This is a genomic window from Streptomyces sp. HSS9-12, assembly GCF_054963655.1.
Genome location: NZ_JBUEGC010000022.1, coordinates 51,739 through 73,767 on the forward strand (window position 1 = coordinate 51,739; position 22,029 = coordinate 73,767).

The 22,029-nt window shown below is 71.4% G+C and carries 22 protein-coding genes and 1 pseudogene; 14 read left to right on the plus strand and 9 right to left on the minus strand.

Translation table 11 applies throughout. The annotated features are described in order from the left end of the window. Positions 1 to 73 precede the first annotated feature (73 nt). From ACY34J_RS14270 to ACY34J_RS14280, 3 genes are read right to left on the minus strand one after another with little or no spacing between them, the layout of a single operon-like run. Positions 74 to 1,159: a threonine aldolase family protein gene (locus ACY34J_RS14270; RefSeq protein WP_462726823.1), complete on the minus strand. Its 1,086-nt coding sequence runs from the start codon at positions 1,157 to 1,159 to the stop codon at positions 74 to 76. Next, on the minus strand, positions 1,138 to 1,893 hold the full coding sequence (locus tag ACY34J_RS14275; RefSeq protein WP_462726822.1) for an SDR family NAD(P)-dependent oxidoreductase: 756 nt from the start codon (positions 1,891 to 1,893) through the stop codon (positions 1,138 to 1,140). The genes ACY34J_RS14270 and ACY34J_RS14275 overlap by 22 nt, the downstream gene beginning before the upstream one ends. 26 nt (positions 1,894 to 1,919) lie before the next feature. Next, entirely contained in the window at positions 1,920 to 3,362 is a 1,443-nt protein-coding gene (locus tag ACY34J_RS14280) for a DUF6421 family protein (protein ID WP_462726821.1), read from the minus strand. A gap of 398 nt (positions 3,363 to 3,760) precedes the next feature. On the opposite strand from ACY34J_RS14280, the gene ACY34J_RS14285 reads away from it, so the two are divergent. Further along, positions 3,761 to 4,444 carry a glycerophosphodiester phosphodiesterase gene (locus ACY34J_RS14285; RefSeq protein WP_462726820.1) on the plus strand — a complete coding sequence of 228 codons (684 nt, stop codon included), beginning with the start codon at positions 3,761 to 3,763 and terminating at the stop codon, positions 4,442 to 4,444. Between the two features lie 35 nt (positions 4,445 to 4,479). Here the strand turns inward: ACY34J_RS14285 and ACY34J_RS14290 are convergent, their stop codons facing one another. Beyond that, positions 4,480 to 5,028, minus strand: a complete 549-nt coding sequence (locus ACY34J_RS14290) for a GNAT family N-acetyltransferase (protein ID WP_462726819.1) — start codon at positions 5,026 to 5,028, stop codon at positions 4,480 to 4,482. Between the two features lie 130 nt (positions 5,029 to 5,158). On the opposite strand from ACY34J_RS14290, the gene ACY34J_RS14295 reads away from it, so the two are divergent. From ACY34J_RS14295 to ACY34J_RS14315, 5 genes are all read left to right on the plus strand, one after another. After that, positions 5,159 to 5,551 (plus strand): VOC family protein, encoded by a 393-nt coding sequence (locus ACY34J_RS14295; RefSeq protein ID WP_462726818.1) that lies wholly within the window; start codon positions 5,159 to 5,161, stop codon positions 5,549 to 5,551. A 141-nt stretch (positions 5,552 to 5,692) separates the two neighbouring features. After that, positions 5,693 to 6,274: a DUF5134 domain-containing protein gene (locus ACY34J_RS14300; RefSeq protein ID WP_462726817.1), complete on the plus strand. Its 582-nt coding sequence runs from the start codon at positions 5,693 to 5,695 to the stop codon at positions 6,272 to 6,274. Between the two features lie 142 nt (positions 6,275 to 6,416). After that, positions 6,417 to 7,352: a M56 family metallopeptidase gene (locus tag ACY34J_RS14305; RefSeq protein ID WP_462726816.1), complete on the plus strand. Its 936-nt coding sequence runs from the start codon at positions 6,417 to 6,419 to the stop codon at positions 7,350 to 7,352. Between the two features lie 32 nt (positions 7,353 to 7,384). After that, positions 7,385 to 8,152, plus strand: a complete 768-nt coding sequence (locus ACY34J_RS14310) for a phosphatase PAP2 family protein (RefSeq protein WP_462726815.1) — start codon at positions 7,385 to 7,387, stop codon at positions 8,150 to 8,152. Between the two features lie 66 nt (positions 8,153 to 8,218). Beyond that, positions 8,219 to 8,908, plus strand: a complete 690-nt coding sequence (locus ACY34J_RS14315) for a TetR/AcrR family transcriptional regulator (protein WP_462726814.1) — start codon at positions 8,219 to 8,221, stop codon at positions 8,906 to 8,908. Here ACY34J_RS14315 and ACY34J_RS14320 read toward each other — a convergent pair. Continuing rightward, complete coding sequence (locus ACY34J_RS14320) at positions 8,899 to 10,380, minus strand: LVIVD repeat-containing protein (protein WP_462726813.1); 1,482 nt, start codon at positions 10,378 to 10,380, stop codon at positions 8,899 to 8,901. The two genes, ACY34J_RS14315 and ACY34J_RS14320, sit on opposite strands and share 10 nt — an antisense overlap. A gap of 235 nt (positions 10,381 to 10,615) precedes the next feature. Between ACY34J_RS14320 and ACY34J_RS14325 the strand changes: the two genes are divergently transcribed. Continuing rightward, a complete protein-coding gene (locus ACY34J_RS14325; RefSeq protein WP_462726870.1) occupies positions 10,616 to 11,218 on the plus strand; it encodes a DUF305 domain-containing protein in 603 nt (200 codons plus the stop codon). Here ACY34J_RS14325 and ACY34J_RS14330 read toward each other — a convergent pair. Further along, the gene (locus ACY34J_RS14330) at positions 11,193 to 11,936 is read right to left on the minus strand and encodes a DUF6214 family protein (protein WP_462726812.1); all 744 of its coding nucleotides are present in this window, start codon (positions 11,934 to 11,936) and stop codon (positions 11,193 to 11,195) included. The genes ACY34J_RS14325 and ACY34J_RS14330 overlap by 26 nt on opposite strands. Before the next feature lie 184 nt (positions 11,937 to 12,120). Between ACY34J_RS14330 and ACY34J_RS14335 the strand changes: the two genes are divergently transcribed. Next, on the plus strand, positions 12,121 to 13,509 hold the full coding sequence (locus ACY34J_RS14335) for an FAD-dependent oxidoreductase (RefSeq protein ID WP_462726811.1): 1,389 nt from the start codon (positions 12,121 to 12,123) through the stop codon (positions 13,507 to 13,509). Between the two features lie 86 nt (positions 13,510 to 13,595). Here the strand turns inward: ACY34J_RS14335 and ACY34J_RS14340 are convergent, their stop codons facing one another. Then, the gene (locus ACY34J_RS14340; protein WP_462726810.1) at positions 13,596 to 13,940 is read right to left on the minus strand and encodes an ArsR/SmtB family transcription factor; all 345 of its coding nucleotides are present in this window, start codon (positions 13,938 to 13,940) and stop codon (positions 13,596 to 13,598) included. 68 nt (positions 13,941 to 14,008) lie between these two features. Here ACY34J_RS14340 and ACY34J_RS14345 point away from each other — a divergent pair. The 5 genes and pseudogenes from ACY34J_RS14345 to ACY34J_RS14365 form a co-directional block, all read left to right on the plus strand. Beyond that, positions 14,009 to 14,166: pseudogene (locus tag ACY34J_RS14345) on the plus strand (NADH:flavin oxidoreductase/NADH oxidase); the annotation flags it as partial. Positions 14,167 to 14,494: 328 nt separating this feature from the next. Next, positions 14,495 to 15,580, plus strand: a complete 1,086-nt coding sequence (locus ACY34J_RS14350) for a WD40/YVTN/BNR-like repeat-containing protein (protein ID WP_462726809.1) — start codon at positions 14,495 to 14,497, stop codon at positions 15,578 to 15,580. A 68-nt stretch (positions 15,581 to 15,648) separates the two neighbouring features. Further along, positions 15,649 to 16,326 (plus strand): uracil-DNA glycosylase, encoded by a 678-nt coding sequence (locus ACY34J_RS14355; protein WP_462726808.1) that lies wholly within the window; start codon positions 15,649 to 15,651, stop codon positions 16,324 to 16,326. Continuing rightward, a complete protein-coding gene (locus ACY34J_RS14360; RefSeq protein WP_462726807.1) occupies positions 16,323 to 17,483 on the plus strand; it encodes a BadF/BadG/BcrA/BcrD ATPase family protein in 1,161 nt (386 codons plus the stop codon). The genes ACY34J_RS14355 and ACY34J_RS14360 overlap by 4 nt, the downstream gene beginning before the upstream one ends. Positions 17,484 to 17,587: 104 nt before the next feature. After that, entirely contained in the window at positions 17,588 to 18,526 is a 939-nt protein-coding gene (locus tag ACY34J_RS14365; protein WP_462726806.1) for a sirohydrochlorin chelatase, read from the plus strand. A gap of 102 nt (positions 18,527 to 18,628) precedes the next feature. Here the strand turns inward: ACY34J_RS14365 and ACY34J_RS14370 are convergent, their stop codons facing one another. Continuing rightward, positions 18,629 to 19,702, minus strand: coding sequence for a lactonase family protein (locus ACY34J_RS14370; RefSeq protein WP_462726805.1), 1,074 nt, complete (start codon positions 19,700 to 19,702; stop codon positions 18,629 to 18,631). Between the two features lie 85 nt (positions 19,703 to 19,787). Beyond that, on the minus strand, positions 19,788 to 21,299 hold the full coding sequence (locus ACY34J_RS14375; RefSeq protein ID WP_462726869.1) for an FUSC family protein: 1,512 nt from the start codon (positions 21,297 to 21,299) through the stop codon (positions 19,788 to 19,790). Positions 21,300 to 21,526: 227 nt separating this feature from the next. Between ACY34J_RS14375 and ACY34J_RS14380 the strand changes: the two genes are divergently transcribed. Beyond that, a complete protein-coding gene (locus ACY34J_RS14380; RefSeq protein WP_462726804.1) occupies positions 21,527 to 22,012 on the plus strand; it encodes an Lrp/AsnC family transcriptional regulator in 486 nt (161 codons plus the stop codon). Positions 22,013 to 22,029: the final 17 nt, after the last annotated feature.

The window sequence follows — 22,029 nt, forward strand, 5'->3', positions numbered from 1 at the left end:
CTTTCAGCCGGAAAAGGGGCCGGCGACGGTCGTCCGGACCGGCGTCGGCCACGGTGCGCGCCGGGGCAGGGATCTATCGCTTGCCCATCTCCTCCTGGACGGCAGCGACGAAGCCGTCCACATCGGCCTCGGTGGTGTCGAACGAGCACATCCACCGGACCAGTCCGGCCGCCTCGTCCCAGAAGTAGAAGCGGTAGTGCTTCTGCAGCCGTTCGGAGACGTCGTGCGGCAGGACCGCGAACACGGCGTTGGCCTCGACGGGGTGGACGATCTCCACGCCCTCCACCGCCCGCGCCCCTGCCGCCAGCCGCTGGGCCATCGCGTTGGCGTGCGCGGCGTTGCGCAGCCACAGGTCCCCGGCGAGCAGCGCCTCGAACTGCACGGAGACGAAGCGCATCTTGGAGGCGAGCTGCATCGACAGCTTGCGCAGATGCTTCATCGCGCGCACCGCGTCCGGGTTGAGCACCACGACGCACTCGCCGAAGAGCAGCCCGTTCTTGGTGCCGCCGAAGGAGAGCACATCCACGCCGGCGTCCGTGGTGAACGTCCGCAGCGGCACGCCGAGGGTGGCCCCGGCGTTGGCGATGCGCGAGCCGTCGAGGTGGACCTTCATCCCGCGCTCGTGCGCGTGCTCGCAGATCGCCCGGATCTCGTCGGGGGTGTAGCAGGTGCCCAGTTCGGTGGTCTGGGTGATCGACACCACCTGCGGCTGGGCGCGGTGCTCGTCGTCCCAGCCGTACGCCTCGCGGTCGATCAGCTCCGGGGTGAGCTTGCCGTGCTCGGTCGGTACGGTCAGCAGCTTCAGACCGCCGACCCGCTCGGGCGCACCGCACTCGTCGACGTTGATGTGCGCGGTGTCGGCGCAGATGACCGCACCCCACCGCTCGGTGAGGGCCTGGAGTGCGACGACGTTGGCACCGGTGCCGTTGAAGACCGGATAGGCCTCGGCGCGCGGGCCGAAGTGGCCGCGGAAGACCTCCTGCAGATGCGCGGTGTAGTCGTCCTCGCCGTAGGCGATCTGGTGACCGCCGTTGGCGAGGGCGATCGCCGCCAGGATCTCCGGGTGCACGCCCGCGTAGTTGTCGCTGGCGAAACCGCGCACCTGGGGATCGTGGTGGCGCTGGGCGTCGGTCGTCGTCACGGTTGCGGGGTCAGCCACAGGCGCTTTCCGTTCACTTCCTCGGCGGGCCGGTCCCAGACGCCGACGATGGCCTCGGCCAGCTCCTTGACGTCGGTGAAGCCCGCGAACTTCGCATGGGGGCGCTCGGCACGCATGGCGTCGTGCAGCAGCGCCTTCACCACCAGGATGGCAGCTGCCGCGGACGGCCCTGCCTCGCCCCCGAGCTTGGCGAAGGAGTCGCCGAGCGCGAGCGTCCACGCCTCGGCGGCGGACTTGGCGGCGGCGTACGCGGCGTTGCCGGCGGTGGGCTTGCTCGCACCGGCCGCGCTGATCAGCACATAGCGCCCGCGACCGCTGCGCTGCAGCACGTCGTGGAAGGCGAGCGAGGTGTGCTGCACGGTCCGGATGAGCAGGTTGTGGAGGGTGTCCCAGTCGGCCAGAGGCGCGTCGGCGAAGGTCTTGCTGCCGCGCCAGCCGCCCACGAGATGGATCAGGCCGTCTACGCGGCCGTACTCCTTCTCCGTACGGTCGGCCCACTCCCGGGTCGCGTCGAGGTCGAGCAGGTCCACGGTGTCGCCGGTGACGGTCGCGCCGCCGTGGGCGTAACGGGCCTGGTCGACGGCCTCGGCGAGCCGCGCCGCGTCCGCGTCGGAAGCGACGACGGTGGCGCCCGCCTCCGCGAGGCGCAGCAGGGTCGCGCGCCCGGCCGGGCCTGCCGCACCCGCCACCGCCACCACGGCACCCTCGAGGGAGCCCTTGCCGTTGCTGGTCATGCTCGTTGCCTCCTCGCCACTCCCGCTCACGCGGCATCCGGTGCACGCACCGGCTCCACTGGAGCGGCTGTTGCCGCGCCCTCTTCTGCGACGCTCTGCGCGGTGATGCCCTTGGTCGAGGCGATCACATTCTTCAGCTTCTTGGCCAGCGCCTCGTAGAACATACTCAGCGGGAACTCATCCGGAAGCACGTCGTCGACGAGCTTGCGCGGCGGCTGCGACAGGTCGAGCGCGTCGGGGCCCTTGTGCCACGTGGAGCCGGGGTGCGGGGCGAGGTAGGTCGAGACCAGGTCGTACGCGGCGAACCAGTGGACCAGCTTGGGGCGGTCGATGCCGTCGCGGTACAGCTTCTCGATCTCGGCGCAGAGCTGGTTGGTGACCTGCGGGGCACGGTCCCAGTCGATGTGCAGCTTGTTGTCGGTCCAGCGGACGACGTCGTGCTGGTGGAGATAGGCGAACAGCAGCTGGCCGCCGAGCCCGTCGTAATTGCGCACCCGGTCACCGGTGACCGGGAAGCGGAACATCCGGTCGAAGATCACCGCGTACTGGACGTCACGGGCCTGGGCGACGCCCTCGGCATCGAGCTTCACGGCCTCCTTGAAGGCGGTGAGGTCGCAGCGCAGCTCCTCCAGCCCGTACATCCAGAACGGCTGGCGCTGCTTGATCATGAAGGGGTCGAACGGCAGGTCGCCGTGGCTGTGGGTGCGGTCGTGGACCATGTCCCACAGCACAAAGGCCTCCTGGCAGCGCGCCTGGTCGTCGAGCAGCGCCCGGATGTCCTCGGGGAGGTCGATGCTCAGGGCCTCGACGGCGGCCTTGCTGACGCGGCGGAAGCGCGCGGCCTCGCGGTCGCAGAAGATGCCGCCCCAGGTGAAGCGCTCAGGGGCCTCGCGGACGGCGATGGTCTCGGGGAAGAGAACCGCGGAGTTGGTGTCGTAGCCGGAGGTGAAGTCCTCGAAGGTGATGCCGAGGAAGAGCGGGTTGTCGTAGCGCGTGCGCTCCAGCTCCGCCAGCCAGTCCGGCCAGACCACGCGCAGCACGACGGCTTCGAGGTTGCGGTCGGGGTTGCCGTTCTGGGTGTACATCGGGAAGACGACCAGGTGCTGCAGGCCGTCCACGCGCTGCTGCGCGGGCTGGAAGGCGAGCAGCGAGTCGAGGAAGTCCGGGACGGCGAAGCCACCCTCCGCCCAGCGGCGCAGGTCGGCGACGAGCGCCCGGTGGTAGTCCGCGTCATGCGGGAGCAGCGGCGCGAGGTCCTCGATGGCCGAGATCACGCGGTGGACAGCGCGCTCCGCGGTGGCGCGGGCGGGGGCGCCCTCGACCTCGAAGTCGATCGAACCGTCCTTGGACTGCCAGGGCCGGATCTCTTCAACGGCATCCTTGAGTACAGACCAAGCAGGGTGCTCGATCACCCGCTGCGCGGGCAGATCGCCGCCTTCCACACGGCCCTGCACAAGAATTTCCGTCATTTCTCTTCCTCCACGGGACAACCTCGCGTGGCGCCACCGTATCCACGCGAGGTTCCCTCGTTCAAGTGGACGAACAGGAAATTATCCTGTCGATCTCCGGCTCTGACCGTGATTCTTCCTGCCGGGGACGTTACCCGCAATCGCTGTTCCCACTCCTGCCGCCATGTTCCGAGCCTGCTCGCGGAATGCGTGGAGGTGTCACGCGCCCAGATGCATGACGCGGCCTCGGCGTCAGCACGGTCCGGCGTCTCCCACCGACGGGTGAGACTGGGGCGGCTCCCTTCTGGGCAGGCCCCTTCCGCAAGGCCTGCCGTTAGGCTGCCTGCTGCCGCAGGGAGCCGCTCTGCGCCCGCCGCGATGCCGTGTCGGGCCGCCGTGTCGCCGGAATGGAGACAGCCGTGAACTTCCTCACCATCGGACACCGCGGAGTCATGGGCGTGGAGCCGGAGAACACGCTGCGCTCCTTCGTCCGCGCCGACCACGAGGGCATGGACGTCATCGAGCTGGACCTGCACCTCAGCAAGGACGGCACCCTGGTGGTGATGCACGACGCGGACGTGGACCGCACCACCGACGGCAAAGGTCCGATCGCCGACTTCACCCTCGCCGAGCTGCGGGAACTCGACGCCGGACAGGGCGAGCGCATCCCGGTGTTCGAGGAGGTCCTCGACGCCGTGAAGGCCCCCCTGCATGCGGAGATCAAGGACGTGGGCGCGGCCCGGGCGCTGGCCGAGGTGATGGAGCGCCGCCGCCTCCTCGACCGGGTGGAGGTCCTGTCCTTCCACGACACGGCGCTGGCCGAGATGCGCCGGCTGCTGCCGGAGGTACGGACCGGACTGGTCGCCAGCCGGTACGGAACCGATGTCGTGGACCGCGCGCGGGCAGTGGACGCCGGGATGCTGGTGCTGAACATCCGCAGGCTGACACTCGAGGTCGTGGAGCGGGCGCGCGCAGCGGGGTTGAAGGTCATCGGCTGGGTGGTCAACACCCAGGACCATCTGCGGCTGGTCCGCGCGCTGGGGCTGGACGGCGCGACCACCGACTACCCGGAGATCAAGCGCACGGGCCGCTTCACCGCATAGTTCACGCGCGGTGGTGTGAGGGTCGCGGTGAGCGCTTACGGCAGCGGCTTGACCAACAGCTCGAACTGCAGGTCGTCGCGCTGCGGGATGCCGAAGCGCTCGTCGCCGTACGGGAAGGGGCTCAGCTGCCCGGTGCGCCGGTAGCCGCGGCGCTCGTACCAGGCGATCAGGTCCTCCCGGGCCGTGATCACCGTCATGTGCATCTCGCGCGCGCCCCACTGCGCACGCACCGCCCGCTCCGCCTCCGCGATGATCACCTTGCCGAGGCCCGCGCCCTGCAGTTGCGGGCGGACCGCGAACATGCCGAAGTACGCATGGTCGCCGCGGCTTTCCAGCTGGCAGCACGCCACCATCTCGCCGTCCTGCTCGACCACCAGCATCCGACTGTCCGGGCTCCTCACCGCGGCCAGGAGCATCTCGGCATCGGCCCGCTGCCCCTCGAGGAGATCGGCCTCCGTCGTCCACCCCGCACGGCTGCTGTCGCCCCGGTATGCCGAGTCCACCAGCTCGACGAGGGCCGGGACGTCGCCCTCGGTGGCGTCGCGGAAGGTCGGCCGGAGGGCGGGGGCCGGGGCGGTGTCCATGACGTGCGGGGATCCTCTCGTAGGTGCCCCCCCAAGGTAAGCCGGGGGGCGGTTCTCACGAGGCTAGCAATGCCCGGGAGCGGCCCCGTCTTCCCGTTTCGTGACGGGCGCTGCCGCGTAGGGTCCAGACATGGTGCACGTACTGAGCAGTCGGATCCTGCTGCGGCCCACCGACCCCGAGCGGTCGCGGGCCTTCTACGGCGAGGCGCTGGGGCTGGCGGTCTACCGGGAGTTCGGGACCGGGCCCGAGCGGGGGACGGTGTACTTCCTCGGGGGCGGGTTCCTGGAGGTCGCGGGGCGCTCGGAGCAGCCGCCCGCGCCGGGGCTCCAGCTGTGGCTCCAGGTCGCCGACGTGGCGGCGGCCCACAAGGAGCTGGTCGCTCGGGGTGTGGAGATCCTGCGGCCGCCGCTGCGGGAGCCGTGGGGGCTGGTCGAGATGTGGATCGCCGATCCCGACGGAACCAGGATCTGCGTCGTCGAGGTTCCGGAAGATCACCCGATGCGCTACCGACCCGGCATCTGAGCCGCCGGGCCGGACCCGTGCGCTGAGGGCTGCGGGCGGCCGCGCTCCCCCGTTGCGCCGATGCGCTGCCGTGCGCTCTCGCGGTCGGCCGCGGCCGCAGGCATCCTCCGGGCGTATCCGCTGCGATCCGGGAGGTGCGCGGTGCACGGACCGCCCGTGGTGGGCTGGTTGATGGTCGTGACGTCCGGCTCGAGCGGCGTGTACTGCCTGTTGCGGCTGCGGTCCCGCTCCCCGGAGTTACGGCACAGCGCGGCCGGGGAGGCGCTGATGGCGCTGGGGATGGCGGCGATGGCACTGCCCGTGGCGGCTGTCGGCTCGCAGCCCTGGGTGGCTCCGGTGTTCACCGGCGTGTTCGCCGTCGCGGCGCTGCGGGGACTGTTTCTCGCCCGGGCCGGTGCGCACCATCTGCACCATGCGGTGGGCTCTCTCGCGATGGTCTACATGGCGCTGGCCCTGGCCGGCGGCGGGGCCGGGCAGCACGCGGGGCACGGGGGCGGCGGGATGGCAGGCGGCATCCCGCCGCTGACGGGCGCGCTGCTCGCGTACTTCGCGGTGTACGTACTCCACGCCGGGGTGCGGATCGTGCCGGTCGCCGCAGCGGCGTCACCGGTCGCCACCGGGGCCACGGGCACGGCCCCGGCCTGGGTGGACCGTCCCGAGCTGGCGACCGCGTGCCGGGTGTCGATGGCGATGGGCATGTTCGCCATGCTGCTCACCGTCTGACCGCGCCCTGCCCGGTGCCCCCCTGAACACCGGTCCCTGATACGCCTGGAGCGGCGTTTCAATCCTCCCGCGGCCGTGGCGTGCGTCACTTCACGGTCATGCCCATACCCGCGGGTAGCCGGGCGCTCGTAGGCTGGCGCCCATGATGCTCCCGCTGGCCCTGCTGGTACTCGGCGGGCTGGCAGCGGCCATCGCCCCGCGCCTGCTGTCGCGTGCCGACTGGCCGGATCGCGAACCGGTGCTCGCCCTGTGGGTGTGGCAGTGCGTGGTGGCGGCAGTACTGCTGTGCTGTCTGCTGGCGATGGCGCTGAGTTCGGCGGCCGCCTGGGCACCCGTACGCGAGCCGGTGTTCGCGCCGGCGCCGCAGGGAGTGGTCGAGGCATACGCCCTGCGCTCGTACGGTCCGTGGGCCTCCGCGGTGGCCGCGGCCCTCGCCTGCGGCGGTGCGTGGACCGCGGCGATGCTCGTCCGCGAGATATGGGCCGCGCGCACGCGCCGCAAGCAACGGCGCGCCGATCTGCTCGTGCGCTCCCCCCGGCTGCCCGGTGAGAGGCCGTCCGCGGACCGGCTCGTCGTCCTGGAGGGCGAGCGGGCGGACGCCTGGTGGCTGCCGGGCACCGCGCCGCAGCTGGTCATCACCACGGCGGCACTGCGGCGGCTGAACCGCCGGCAGCTGGACGCCGTCCTCGCGCACGAACAGGGTCACGCGCGGGCACGTCACGACTGGCTGCTGTACTGCTCGTCCGCGCTGGCGATCGGCTTCCCGCAGGTGCCGGTCTTCGCCGCGTTCCGCGACGAGATGCACCGCCTCGTCGAGCTTGCGGCCGACGATGTCGCCTCACGGCGCTTCGGGCGGCTGACGATCGCCCTGGCACTGGTCGAACTGAACGAGGAGCGCGGGGTTTTCGGCCCCTCTCCGGCACAGCGCGCGGAGGTCCCCCGACGGGTGGACCGGCTACTGACCCCGGCGCCACGGCTGTCCCCGGCCCGTCGGCTGCGGCTGACGGCTGCGGCGGCACTGGTGCCCGTCGTACCGCTGCTGGTGACCTTTGTCCCCGCTCTCCGCGCGCTGGGATAGCTTCGCCGCGCCGTCGACACGAAGATTCAGTCATGGGTGAGCCGTCCGTCTCCGCAACACGCCGCGGCACCGCAGCCGACCGGCCCGCGCGCTGCTTGTGGACGGCGGCGCTGTGCGGGGTGCTGTCCGTCGTCCTGCTGGTGCTGGTCATCCTCCCGTGGGCTCCGCTGCTGTCCGCGGACCACACTGTCGCCGGTGATCTGCACCGCTTGGCCCTCGACCACCCGGCCTGGACCAAAACCAACCGGGTGCTGACGGACTGGGTGTGGGACCCGTTGACGATGCGTGGCCTGCTGCTGCTCGCGGCCTTGCTGCTGCTCTGGTACGGCATCTGGCTCGAGGCACTGGTGGTCATGGCCGCCACCGGGATCGGGGCGGCGGTGCAGCAGAGCATAAAGGCGGCGGTGGACCGGCATCGCCCCGACTGGGCCCACCCGTTGGACTCGGCGCACTATGCGTCCTTCCCGTCCGGCCATGCGATGACGGGGGCGCTGGCCTGCACCCTGGTGGTGTGGCTGCTGGCGCTGCACGGCGTTCGCGGCCGATGGCTACGGACAGCGTGCGCGGTGGCGGTCGTCTCCGTGGTAGGGGTGGGGTTCACCCGGCTGTACTTGGGGGTGCATTGGCTCTCGGACGTGCTGGAGGGCTGGCTGCTGGGCGTGGCGGTGGCGGCCGTGGCGGCTGCCGCGTGCGCCCGGTGGGGAGCGGTGAGCAAGAGACCAACTACGACAAAAACCGTCGTTTCGGACGATCCCCCGCGTCGCCCGAAACGACGGCAGTATCGGACATCGAAACCTTGATACGGCCGACACCCGAAGACCCCCTGAGTATACTGGCTCTCAGCCAGTCAACGCAGGAGTTAAAGCATGTCCCCGCGCAGCGCATCGGTCAATGAAGAATTGCGCCGGCGCTCCCGCGAGCGTCTGTTGCAGGCGACGGTCGAGCTGGTGGGCGAGCGCGGGTACGAGGCGACGACCTTGGGCGACATCGCCGACCGGGCGGGGTCGGCCCGCGGCCTGGTCTCGTACTACTTCCCGGGCAAGCGGCAACTGCTGCAGTCCGCGGTGCACCGGCTTATGCACCGCACCCTGGAGGCCGCGCTGGAGCGCGAGCCATACACCGACGACGGCGAGGAGCGGCTGGCCCGGGCCATCGACGCGATCTTGGGGCTGGCTCGGGACCATCCCACCCTGATGCGCACACACATGGCGGGGATACTGACGGCACAGGGGTTCGTACAGTGCCCGGAGCAGCAGCGGCTCGCCGCGCTGCTGCGCGAGACCCTGGTGCGGTACGGCTCCAAGGATCCGGACACCGACTACCCGCTGCTGCGCGCGCTTTTGATGGGTGCGGTGGTGGCGGCACTGGTTCCGGGCGCCCCGATGCCGCTGCCGCGGCTGCGTGCGGAGCTGTTCCAGCGCTACGGGCTGGCCTGGGAGCGGGGCGTTCCGCCGGACGAGGAGCCGCCCGGCGGAACGTTCGTGTGCGGCAAGGGAATCCCTCATGGATCCGGTGGATCCGGGAGACCCAATGGACCGGCCGCGGATCAGCGATAGTCGGGCTGCGTCTGGACGTTGAGCTCGTCCAGCCGGACAGACCGGGCGCTGTCGGTACGCCGGTCGTCGATCTTCAGGACGTCAAAACCCTTGGCGATGTCGTTCGAGTAGATGTGGCCGTTGTAGTAGTACGCGGACCACGAGCCTCCGGGGGCGAGCGCGTCCTGCGAGATCGGGCCGCGCTCGAAGTAGCCGATCTCCTTGGGGTTCGAGGAGTCGGTGAAGTCCCAGATGGACACACCGCCCTGATACCAGGCCTGGACCATGATGTCGCGGCCGCGGGCCGGGATCAGCGAGCCGTTGTGCGCGACGCAGTTCTCCGTGTCGGCCTGGTAGCGCGGGATCTTGTAGTAGCTGCGGAAGACGAGCTTGCGCTGGTCGCCCGTGCCGACGATGTCGTAGATGCCGTCAGCGCCGCGGTTCGGCCCCGTACGCTCGTTGCAGGTCGCCGCGCCGCCGCCGCCGAGCTCGTCGGTGAAGACGACCTTGCTGCCGTTCTGATTGAAGGTCGCGGAGTGCCAGAAGGCGAAGTTGACGTTGTCCTCGACCCGGTCGAGGACCCTGGGCGCGGCCGGCTCCGAGATGTCCAGCAGGATGCCGTCACCCATGCAGGCGCCTGCCGCCAGCTTCAGCTTCGGGAAGGCGGTGATGTCGTGGCAGCCGGTGGTCTTGGACACGCCGGGGTTGGTGGGCGCGCCCGGGTTGCCGCCGTCGGGGAACAGCACCGGGAAGCTCACGACCGCGGCCTTCTCGGGCGCCGAACGCGGAACCTTGATGACGGAGATGCCGTCGTGCGGCGGCTGGCAGTCCGGGAACGTCTCGTTCGGCGAGTACGAGGAGACGTAGATGTAGACGTTGCGGCGGTCGGGCACCAGGCTGTGGGTGTGCGAGCCGCAGCTGGTCTCGACAGCGGCGACGTACTTGGGATTCCGCTTGTCACTGATGTCGAAGACCCTGACGCCCTCCCACGAGGACTTTTCCGTCGCGGGCTGCGTGGTGCTGCTGCAGGAGTTGTCATTGCGCGACGAGTCGACCGACAGGAACAGCAGATCGCCGGAGACCGAGACATCGTTCTGCGGGCCGGGACACAGCACCTGGCTCACGGTCTTCGGGGACCGTGGGTTGCTGATGTCGAAGATCCGGAACCCTTCGTAGTTCCCGGTGAACGCATACTTGCCCTGGAAGGCAAGGTCCGAATTGGTCCCCTTGAGGGCGTCTTTGGGGATGTTGGCCAGGTGGGTCACGTTGTCGCTGTGGACGACCTCGTCAACGCCGGGTATCTCGCCGCTCTGGATGGCGGCCTTGGTATCGGCCGCCGCGCTCTTGCTCACGCTCTTCTTCGACGGTGCGTCACCCGGGTCGGGTGTCGCTGCCGCCGGACCGGCTGTCAGAACTGCGGCTACGAGGCCTAGTGCGGCCGCCGACACGCCGAGTCTTCTGCGCCGCACGGGGGTGTTGTGCAACGACGTCACTGCGTCCTCCCTTGTGTCCGTTCGAAGTTGAACGGTTCGCGGACCCCCGGCAGTATCGCCTTTTCCATGTACATCTCAATAGAGGGCAACGAATATGTAATGAACTGTCTCGATCACCAGGGGCCCCGAGCCTGCCAGGACGGTCCCCAACTGATTTGCGTTTGCGCTCCTTTGGAGGTCGCCCGTGTTGCACCGCCGTTCGACGCCACGCGCCCACGCGCTGACCGCCACGGTGATGGTGGCCGCCGCCGTACTGGCGCTCGGCGCCTGCGACGGGGATTCGTCCGCGCGCGCCTCGGGTGACGGGCCCTCAGTGGTGGCACCGGGAAAGCCGGGTGAGCCGGCCAAGACGCTGTCGGCCGAGGAGGCGGAGAAAGCCCATGACGATAACACACCCAACTCGGCGGACTTCCGCTACGTACAGATGATGATCGAGCACCACGGGCAGGCGCTGGTGATGACCGATCTCGCCGCGAAGCACGCGACATCAGGGAAGGTCCGGCGGCTCGCGGAGCGTGTCGCGGCCGGGCAGGGGCCGGAGATCAAGGCCATGGAGGGCTGGCTGAAGACCCATGGCGGTCCCAGGGAGCACGCGGAGCACGACCACGGTGCCATGCCCGGCATGGCGACGAAGTCTCAGCTGGAGCGGCTGAGTGCGGCGCGCGGCAGCGACTTCGACCAGCTGTTCCTGAAGCTGATGATCACCCATCACCAGGGTGCGGTCACCATGGCGGCCGAGGTGCTGTCGGAGGGAAACAACGTGCTGGTCGAGGAGATGGCGAACGACGTCGTCGTGCAGCAGACGGCTGAGATCAATCGGATGCGCGGTCTGTTCTGACGCTCCCGGCGCGTGGCCGCGCCCCCGCGCCCCCGCGGTGGCGCGGCGCCAGAAAGCCCGCGTCCCGGGCTGCCGCGATCAGCCTGAGCGCCCTGCGACGGCTGTGACCGGTGAGGCTCATGACCGCCAGTACGGGATCCCGGCCCTGTCTCTGCGCCGCCCGGTAGGCGTTCGCCGCGAGGCGCCGGGCCTCACTGCCGCGCAACGGAGTGGAGCGGCGGCGCCGGCCGCGCTCTGGCCGGCCGGCCGGAGGGCACGCCTGGCCCGCGGGCTCGGCGAACGCGTCCACGGTCTCGGATGAATCCGGTGAATCCGCGACGGCGCCAGACTCCACGGTGCCGACCGGATCGCTGGTACGTGGAGCGTCCGCGGTGCCCTGAGAGTCCGCCGTGCCGGAACCCTCCCACGCAGCGGCACCAGCCGGATCCGCTACGTGCGCCGGGTCGGCGACGCCCCGGCAGGCGTCCTCCAGCGCCCCTTTGATCCGGCCGTTGAGCGCCGCCAGCGCATCGAGCGACAGAGGCGGCTCCGCTCGCAGGTCCTCGATCGAGATCCGGCCCTCAGCCGCCACCACCGCAAGCACATCGATCCTGGCGCCGTCCGCGAAGGTCAGCCGGACACCCGCCCACGGAGGCAGGGATTCCGCCGCCGTGCCGTACGCCTGCAGCTCCCATCGTGGCCACGGCGGCACGCCGACGTGCTCGCCATACTCATCCACAGATGAAACACCGGTACTTTCCGACACATCGTTAACGTAATCGTGGCCTCCAGCACATCTCACCCCCGGCTCGCACGGCAGACGCCAAAGGCACCCCGATAGAGGGCACTCCCCAGCGCCTGCTGGGGGCATCCCATCCCAGCGGTGGCTGAGCGGCACCTCCCGCCGGGCCCGCACCGGTGCGATGCTGGAGACACCCTGCGGGAAGGAGCCCGCCGTGCTGCGTGTCGCCGTCGTCGGATCAGGACCGAGCGGGGTCTACACCGCCCAGTCCCTCGTCGAGCAGCAGGCCGTGCCAGACGTCCAGGTGCACGTACTGGACCGGCTGCCATGCCCGTACGGCCTTGTCCGCTATGGCGTGGCACCCGACCACGAGAAGATCAAGTCCCTGCAGAACAATCTCCGTATGGTTCTGGAGCACCCGCAGGTCACCTTCCTCGGCAATGTGCAGGTGGGCGACGGCGGGCTGCAGCCGGAGCAACTGCTCGGGCTCTACCACGCCGTGGTCTACTGCGTGGGCGCTGCCACCGACCGGCACCTCGGCATCCCGGGCGAGACACTGCCCGGCAGCTTCTCCGCCACCGAATTCGTCTCCTGGTACAGCGCGCACCCGGATTCCGCACCGGACGGGTTCGTACTCGGTGCGCGCTCGGCTGTCGTCATCGGCGTCGGGAACGTGGCGGTGGACGTCACCCGCATCCTGGCCCGCGGCGCGAGCGAGCTCGCGCCCACCGACATGCCGCACGCGGCGCTCGGCGCGCTGGCCGACAGCAAGGTCACCGAGGTGCACATGGTGGGCCGGCGCGGCCCGTCCCAGGCGAAGTTCACCACCAAGGAGCTGCGCGAACTCGGCACGCTGCCGGAGGCAGAGGTCCATGTGCGGCCCGACGAGCTCGCGATGGACCCGGCGTACGCCGATCCCAGCGCGCTCCCGGCGGTGAACCGGCGCAATGTGGAGGTGTTGCGAGGCTGGGCGTCCGGCCAGGCGCCCACAGACCGCCCGCGCAGCATCCATCTGCGGTTCTTCCTGCGACCGGTGGAGGTGCTCGCCGACCCCTCTGGTGAGCGAGTCGGCGGGGTGCGCTTCGAGCGGACGGCGCCGGACGGCCGGGGCGGTGTGGTGGGCACCGGGCAGTACGAGGAGATCGGCGCGGAGCTGGTGCTGCGGTCCGTCGGCTACCGCGGCGTACCGCTGCCGGGGCTGCCGTTCGACGCGAGCCGCGGGACGGTGCCGCATGCGGAGGGGCGCGTGCTGCGCGACGGTGTGCCCTCCCCTGGCGAGTACGTGGCCGGCTGGATCAAGCGAGGCCCGACCGGGGTCATCGGCACCAACCGGCCGTGCGCGAAGCAGACCGCGGCGTCCGTGGTGGCTGACGCGGCAGGCCTGGCCGAGCGGCGGGTGGCCGAGGACCCGGTCGCGGCCCTGCGCGCGCTTGGGCAGCGGCCCGTGGAGTGGCGGGGCTGGCTGTCGATCGAGGCGGCGGAGGCGGAGCTGGGGCGGAGCCTGGGTCGTACGACGGTCAAGATCCCGGACTGGGACGGGCTGCTGGCGGCGGCGTACGGCGCCGGCTGACCGACCGTCCGTCGGCACGCCGCATGCCATGTCCCCCGGTCCCCGACAGCCGCGGGCGAGGGGATCCGCACCAAGGTGGCGTCCGGTCAGGCTTCGCCGAGCCGGTCGGCCTCCCGGACGGCCGCCTCGAGGACGCTGTCGAGCAGGCCGGGGAGGAGCGCGTCGAGGTCGGCGCGCCGCAAGCAGCTCATCTTGGCGGTGCCTCGGTAGCACTGGCTGATCACACCGTTCTCCCGCAGCACCCGGAAGTGGTGGGTGGTCGTCGACTTGCTGACCGGCAGCTCGAAAACCGAGCAGGAGAGCTCTTCGTCGGCCTCCGCCAGGCAGCGCACCACCCGCAGCCGCATGGGGTCGGAGAGCGCGTGCAGCACATCCGCGAGCCGGATCTGATCGCGCGTCGGATGGTCCAGCGTGCGGCTGGGGCTGGGCACCTTGGGTGGTCACAGCGGCTCCTCCGCCCTTCACCCTGCGGTCGCTGACCATCCCCAACCGCATCTGGATGGCCCCCATGTGCCTGTACTCCGCGAGGTCTTCGGTCCGAACGCCGGGGTCCCGAACGGCCGGCACTTCTCGCACTACACCGCACGGGCCACCGGCGGCGCCGGACTGATCCTCGTCGAGGCCACCGCCGTCGCGCCGGAGGGCCGGATCAGCCCTCTTCGAAGCCGGGTTCAGCGATTCCGGCCTCGCTGCCGCGGCGCTCGAGCGCGGCATGAAGGTGCGGCCGCTGTCGTGGCACAGCCAGCGCCCGGATCGACCAGGCCTTGTCCTGGGCTACACGGCAAGCACGCCGACCGAGATCAGCGACGGTGTGGCTATCCTCGGCATCGTCCCGCGGGGCCGGCGCTGAAGGCTCTGACAGCCGTGCCGGTGAGATTCAGCACCGCGCCGCCTGAGCTGCGCCGATGGCACTTTGGGCGCTGTTGTCAGTGGCCGGGTGCACACTGGCTCGTACTGGACAACGGCGTCCCGGAGGTGGTCGGTCATGACCGAGGTACTGCTCGCGGTAGGCACCCGTAAAGGGCTCATCGTCGGCAGGGGGAGAAACGGAGCCTGGCGGTTCGACGGCCCCTATTTCCCCGCCGACGCCATTTACTCGGTCGCCATCGATACGCGCCGCGGCACGCCCCGGCTGCTGGCCGGCGGGACCGACTCACACTTCGGGCCGTCGGTCTTCCACTCCGACGACCTCGGGGCGTCCTGGCAGAAGCCGAAGCAGCCCGCGTTGCGGTTCCCGAAGGACACCGGTGCCTCGGTCGAGCGGATCTGGCAGCTGCACCCGGCCGGCCCGGCGGCACCCGAGGTGGTGTACGCGGGCATCGAGCCGGGCGCACTGTTCCGTTCGGACGACGGCGGGCAGACCTTCGAGCTGGTGCGGGCCCTGTGGGAGCACCCGACGCGCGAGAAGTGGCAGCCCGGGGGCGGCGGGGAGGCGGTCCACACGGTCGTCACCGACCCGCGGGACGCCGATGCGGTGACGGTAGCGGTCTCCGCGGCCGGGGTGTACCGCTCGCTGGACGGCGGGGCGAGCTGGTCGCCGTCGAACGCCGGGGTGCAGGCGGTCTTCCTGCCCGACCACTACCCGGAGTTCGGGCAGTGCGTGCACAAGATCGCGCAGGATCCGGTGGATCCCGACCGGCTGTATCTGCAGAACCACTGGGGCGTCTACCGCAGCGACGACGCGGGCGCACAGTGGACGTCGATCGGCGACAGCCTTCCCTCCGACTTCGGCTTCCCGGTCGTGGCCCACCCCCACCGGGGCGACGTGGCGTACCTCTTCCCGCTCAACGCGGACTCGGACCGGGTGCCCGCCGGGCGGCGGTGCCGGGTCTTCCGTACGGACGACGCCGGGGCGAGCTGGGAGGAGCTGACCGCGGGTCTGCCGCGTGGGGAGCACTACGGAACGGTGCTGCGGGACGCCATGTGCGTGGACGGCGGCGATCCCGCGGGCGTGTACTTCGGCAACCGCAACGGTGAGTTGTTCGCGAGCACGGACGACGGGGAGCGCTGGCGGCAGCTCGCCGCCCATCTGCCGGATGTGCTGTGCGTGCGGGCCGCCGTCATCGAGTGAGAAGCACGTGGGGGAGGAAATCGACTGTGTGCGGAGCGTCGTGCAGTGACCCAGTAGAGTGACGCAATGTGGCTGCACGACCGTTGAATGAAATCGTCGAGCCGGGATGGGCGAAGGCCCTGGAGCCGGTGGCCGAACGGATCGCTGTGATGGGCGACTTCCTGCGCGCTGAGATCGCCGCGGGCCGGACCTATCTACCCCCCGGGCCGAATGTGCTGCGCGCCTTTCAGCAGCCGTTTGACGAGGTACGGGTCCTGATCGTGGGCCAGGATCCGTATCCCACACCCGGTCACGCGGTAGGGCTGAGCTTCTCGGTCGCACCCGATGTGCGCCCGCTGCCGGGCAGTCTGCAGAACATATTCCGCGAGCTGCAGACCGACCTTGGGCTCCCGCAGCCGTCCAACGGGGACCTCACCCCGTGGACCCAGCAGGGCGTGCTCCTGCTGAACAGAGCACTCACCACCGCTCCGCGCAGGCCCGCGGCGCACCGCGGCAAGGGCTGGGAGGAGGTCACCGAACAGGCCATCCGTGCGCTCGCCGCACGCGGGCGGCCTCTGGTGTCGATCCTCTGGGGCCGCGATGCCCGCAATCTGCGCCCACTGCTCGGCGATCTGCCCGCCGTGGAGTCGGCGCACCCCTCCCCCATGTCGGCTGACCGCGGCTTCTTCGGATCGCGCCCGTTCAGTCGGGCCAACGAGCTGCTGGTGCGGCAGGGGGCACAGCCGGTGGACTGGCGCCTGCCGTGACGCCCGGCCCCGCGGCGGAGTCCGCGTCCGCGTGGGTCCTCGGGGTCGACTCCGGGGGCTCGGGGCTGCGGGTCGCGCTCGCGCGTGCGGGGGACGGGAAGCCCGTGGACACGTTCGTCTCCCGGGAGCCGGTACGCACGGGGCCCAGGGGCATCGACGCCGGGCACCTGCTGGAGCAACTGCTGCCCGCCGCCTGGGCGTTGATCGACCGGGCCGGTGCACAGGCGCCCGTCGCGGCAGCGGTCGGCGCCGCCGGCATGTCCACGCTGGGCAACGATCTGCGCGCCACCTTGCCAGGAGCGTTGGCGAGCGCGCTCGGCGTAGGGCGGCTCGCGCTCGCCGCGGACGCGGTGGCCGCGTACGCCGGTGCTCTGGGCCAGCGGCCCGGCGCTGTGGTGGCGGCGGGCACCGGGCTGATCGCCCTCGGAGTGGAATGGGACAGTGAGGCCCCGGAGGACGGCGCCGCCGCCGAATCCGCGCCGCCACCGCGTTTCCTTTCCGGCCCGCCGTCCTCTCCCTCGGGTCGAAGTGTGGACGACCGGGCAGCGAGCGCGGCGCGCACCGGTGGGCGCTGGCGGCGTGCCGACGGCTGGGGGCATCTGCTTGGCGACAGCGGCTCCGGTGTCTGGATCGGGCGCGCCGGACTGGAGGCCGCCCTGCGCTCGTACGACGGCCGCCCCGGCGGCTCCCCGGCGCTGCTCGCCCGGCTGCAGGAGGTCTTCGGCCCGGCGCCCGGACTCCCAGGGCTGCTCTATCCGCGGACCGACCGGCCCGCGGTGCTGGCGTCCTTCGCCCCCGAGGTCGCCCGCTGTGCTCCGGACGACGCTGTCGCGGCGGGCATTCTGCGCGAGGCCGCCCGCCATATCGCCGACGCGACAGCAGCGGTCTGCCCCACTGTGCAGGGCTGCGAAGTAGGGCTCACCGGTGGTCTGTTCAGAATCGGCGAACCTCTGCTGGCGCCCGTACGCGCCGAGTTGGCGCAGCGACTGCCGCACGCACGACCGCTGCATGCCGAGGGCGACCCGCTCGGCGGCGCCCTGTGCATCGCCGCCGCGCTCGCCATGGACAATCTGGTGCTTCCGGTCGATCCGGTCATGCTCCATCTGCCACCTGTGCCAGGGCCTCCCGAGCCCTTGCAACGAGACGACGGCGCCTGACGTCCAACGTGTGGCGGAAAATCGTCGGATAAAGCGGGACGGAAAGCGCACGGTCGCCCCCTACCCGAACAGGCGCATGGCGCAAGGCATTAACATGCGGGCGCATGAGCACCCCCACTGGGCCCGAATCCGGCCTCCCCGTACGAATGCCGCGTCCGCGCCAGCCCGGTCGGCACCGGAAACCGGAGCCGCTGGCGGCGCCGCAGGGTGCCCCTGCGCTCGTGCTCGCTGTTTCCGGCAACCCCGGGCCCGAGACGCGTGGAATAGCTGAGGAGGTCGTGAGCATCGCCCGCTCCGAGCTCCCCGGTCTGGACGCCCGCATCGGCTACCTGGACGGGGACGACGCGGAGTTCCCCACGCTGGGATCGGTGCTGGTCCACGCCGCTGCCGAGCGCGAGGAGCGTGCGGCGCGCGCCGCTCGGCTCGCCGGTGAGGGGCAGTCCCCCGAGCCCGCGGCCGACGGCCCGGTCGCCGTCGTCGTGCCTCTGCTGGCCGGCCCGGACAGCGCCCTGATGCGCCGGATACGCCAGGCCATCATGGACAGCCGCGTCCCGGCGGAGCTGACCGATGTACTCGGCCCCCACCCGCTGCTCGCGGAGGCGCTGCACGTACGGCTGTCGGAGGCGGGTCTCGCGCGCGCCGACCGCGCCCGTCTGTTCACCGTGACCACGGCCGCTGACGGCATCATTCTGGCCACTGTTGGCGGGGACGAGGCCGTCCAGGCCGCCGGGATCACCGGCATGCTGCTGTCCGCCCGGCTGGCGGTTCCGGTACTCGCCGCCGCCGTGGACCTGGACGGTTCGATCGCCCGGACCGCCGAGCAGCTGCGCAGCTCCGGCTCGGCGCAGCTGGCGCTCGCGCCGTACCTGATCGGTCCGGAGGTCGCCGAGGGTCTGCTGAAGGCCGCTGCCGACGAGGCGCAGTGCCCGGCCGCCGAGGCCCTGGGCGCCTACCCGGCGGTCGGAAAGCTGGCCGTGTCGAAGTACGCGACGGCGCTGGGCATCCAGTACCCGCAGGCGGCGCCCGGCTCCCCGGTGCGGTGAGACCCGGTTCGTAGCTTCGACAGGGCGGTGAGACCCGGTTCGTAGCTTCGACGGGGCGGTGACCATGTGGTCACCGCCCCGTCGCGGTTTTTCCCGGCCGGCTCAGCCGAAGACGACGCAGGACGCCGCAGGGACGGCGATGGAGCCCGTCCGGTGTGGGATGCCCGTCGCGAGATCCACATCGAACCAGGTGACGTCCCCGGAGCGTTCATTGGCCGCGTAAAGCCGCTCGCCCGACGGGTCGAGGGTCAGGTGCCGGGGCCAGTGGCCGCCACACGGCACGCCGGCGACCAGCCGCGGCTCCTCACCGCTCGTGGCGAGGGTGAGTACGGCGATGGTGTCGGGGCCCCGGTTGGCCGCCCACAGGAAGCGCCCGTCCGGCGCGACCACCACCTCCGAGGGGTAGCAGGGGCCACCCGCGCCGTCGGACGGCCGTCCGGACAACTCGCGTGACGACACCGGTGTCTCGCCCAGCGGCTCCAGTTCGCCCGCCCCCGCGTCCCACCGGCAGAGGGTGACGCCGGGGGCCAGCTCGTTGATCACGTACGCGTGGCCGCCGCGCGGGTGGAAGGCCAGGTGACGCGGCCCGGTGCCGGGCCGCATCGGCACCTCGCGGTGCACCGTGAGTGTTCCGTCGACGGGGTCGAGGACGCAGACGCGTACGGAATCGGTGCCCAGGTCCACGGACAGCACCCAGCGCCCGGAGGGATCCGGCACCACGGCGTGGGCGTGCGGGCCCTCCTGACGTTCAGGGTTCGGACCGCTGCCCTCGTGCCGCAGGACGTGGGTCGGCTCCCCGAGGCGGCCGTCCGGGCGGATGGGCAGCACGGTGACGCTGCCCGAACCGTAGTTGGCGGTCAGCAGATGGCCTGCGGCGAGGGCCAGATGGGTGGGGGCCGCGCCGTGCACCGGTACCGGGTCGCCCAGCGGAGTCGGCCGGTCGCGGTCGTCGGCGAGGCTGAAGGCGGCGGCCGCACCGTCGTCGGTCTCGCTGACCGCGTACAGCACCTCTCCGGCGGGTGCGAGGGCGAGGAAGGACGGATCGGCGACCGCGTCCGTGGCGTTCAGGACGGTCAGTGCCCCGGTGTCCGGATCGACGGCCGCCGTGGTGATGCCCGGCCCGCCGGCCGAGGTGTAGGACCCGATGTACGCCCGTCGCGCCGAGCCGTTGCCCACCGTGCTGCCCCTCTCGGCCGCTGCCGTCGCCGTCCCGCCCGACGGTACCGGGGGTCCAGACCAGCTGCATGGGGGCGATCAACCGTCAGGACGTGAGGGCGAAGAGGGAGGGGCGCGGGGAGCTGCGCAGGGGCGCGGCGAGCCCGGAGAGCGCCGCCTCGAGCCGGTGCAGGTGCGCCAGCGCCCGCTCGGCTCCGGAGTGGTGTGAGGCTTCCGCGGCCGGTGCGGTGGCGAGCGCGTCGGCCGGCTCCGCACCCGGGGTGACCAGGGACTGCACCGCCGCCTCCACGCGTCGGCAGGCGGTGGTGAGCCGCGCGTCATGCGAGCTCTCCGGGGCGGCGGCCAGCTCCGCCAGGCCGCGTACCTGCCGCGCGCAGTCGTCCAGCAGCTCGATCACCCGGCGGGCCCGGGCCTTGCGAGCCATGAGGGGACTGAGGGGGTGCACGAGCGGCGCGAGGGAGGCCCGTACCCGCCCGAGCAGGACCTCCAGCTCGGCGAGATGCGGCGACGGGTCGGCGTTCGCGTCGCCCGCCAGCCGCGCGGCCGCTTCCGCGGTGCAGCGCCGTACGCACAGCAGCGCGCGCTGGATCCACGCGTCGGTCGCAGCGTGGGTGGTGACAGGGAGGACGACGGCCACGGCGAGGGCCGAGGCCAGGGCGCCGACCACGGTCTGCTCGAACCGCAGCGCGAGCAGGCCCGGGTGCAGCACGCCCAGCAGCCCGTACAGCAGCCCGGCCATGACCGTCACGAAGAACATCATCCAGCTGTACGACGGCGCCGCCGAGTAGAAGATCCCGAAGACGCAAACGGCGACCAGGGCGGCGGTCGGGCCCGGTGCGCCGTGCAGCGGCACGGCCGTCACGAGTCCGGCGGCGATGCCGGCGACGGTCCCTACGACCCGGCGGAAGCCGCGGACGAGGGTCTCGCCGCGCGAGGCCGTGTTGACGAAGATCCACCACGCGGTGCCAACGGCCCAGTACCAGCGCTCGTCGGAGATGGCCTGGCCGGCGGCGAGCGCGACGGCGCAGGCCACAGTGCACTGGAGCGCCTGCCGGGTGGTGGGGCGTGCGAGCCCGCGACCGCCGGGCAGGGCGGGGAGGGCGGGCGGTGGGGTGCGCCGCTCGATGCACCAGGCGCCGAAGCGCACCACGGCCGCCGCGGCGAGGGCCAGGAATACGGCCGCGCACAGCTCCGGCAGCTGGCCCGGGACGGCATGCAGGAACTGCGTGGCGAAGAACATCATGAACGCGAAGACGCCGAGCGCGTTGCCGCGCGGCCCCCAGCGCCGTGCGTAGACCCCGCAGAAGACGACCGCGAGGAACGCGGTGTCGCGCAGCACCGGCAGTTCGTGCAGTGCCGCGGCGAGAGCCAGCACGGGAACCCCGGCGACCGGCAGCAGCGCGGTGGTGACCGCCTGCCGTCCGACCGTGGGGTCGGCCACGTTGAAGAGCGCGAGCAGCGCGGCGAGCCCGCCGGTGATCGAGGCGGGCAGCGACAGTCCGGACAGCTCCGCGGCGGCGACGGCGAGTGCGACGCCGACGACGGCGCGCAGGGAGGTGCGCAGCCGCAACAGCCCTGGGTCCGGTGCCACGAACATCCTCTTCACCGCGGTAATCCCGCCCCCTCCTGCTCCATACCGGGACATGACAAAGGCGCTGCGGGGGTTACGGAACGGCTTCCTCGCCGTCCGACGCAGCCCTGGCAACGCCATTTCTTGGTAAAGGAAAGCATCCAGAGGGTCAGTGGCTCAAGCGCGCCCTGCCTCACTGTGCCATTGGTACAGTCGAGGGCCCGTTGAGTCGACCGGAAGGGGACCGTTGGCCCATGGCCGCCGTGGATGCGGTGGATGCCAGGATCCTGCGGCTGCTGCTGGAGCAGCCGCGCACGAGCGTGCGCGAGTACGCGCGCATCCTCGGTGTCGCCCGCGGCACGCTGCAGGCACGCCTGGACCGGCTGGAGCGGGAGGGGATCATCACCGGAACCGGGCCGCGCCTGTCCCCCGCCGCGCTCGGCCACCCCGTCCTCGCCTTCGTGCACATCGAAGTGACCCAGGGGCATCTGGACGATGTGGGGGACGCGCTGGCCGAGGTGCCCGAGATCATCGAGGCCTTTTCGATCACCGGCGGCGGAGATCTGATGACCCGGGTCGTCGCGCGGGACAACGAGCACCTGGAGGACGTCATCCAGCGCCTCATCCAGCTGCCGGGCGTGGTGCGGACCCGTACCGAGGTGGCCCTGCGCGAGCGGGTGCCGCACCGGATGCTGCCGCTGGTCGAGGCGATCGGCAGGGCGGCGGGGGGCTCCCCGTGACCCCGCCTGCATGCTGG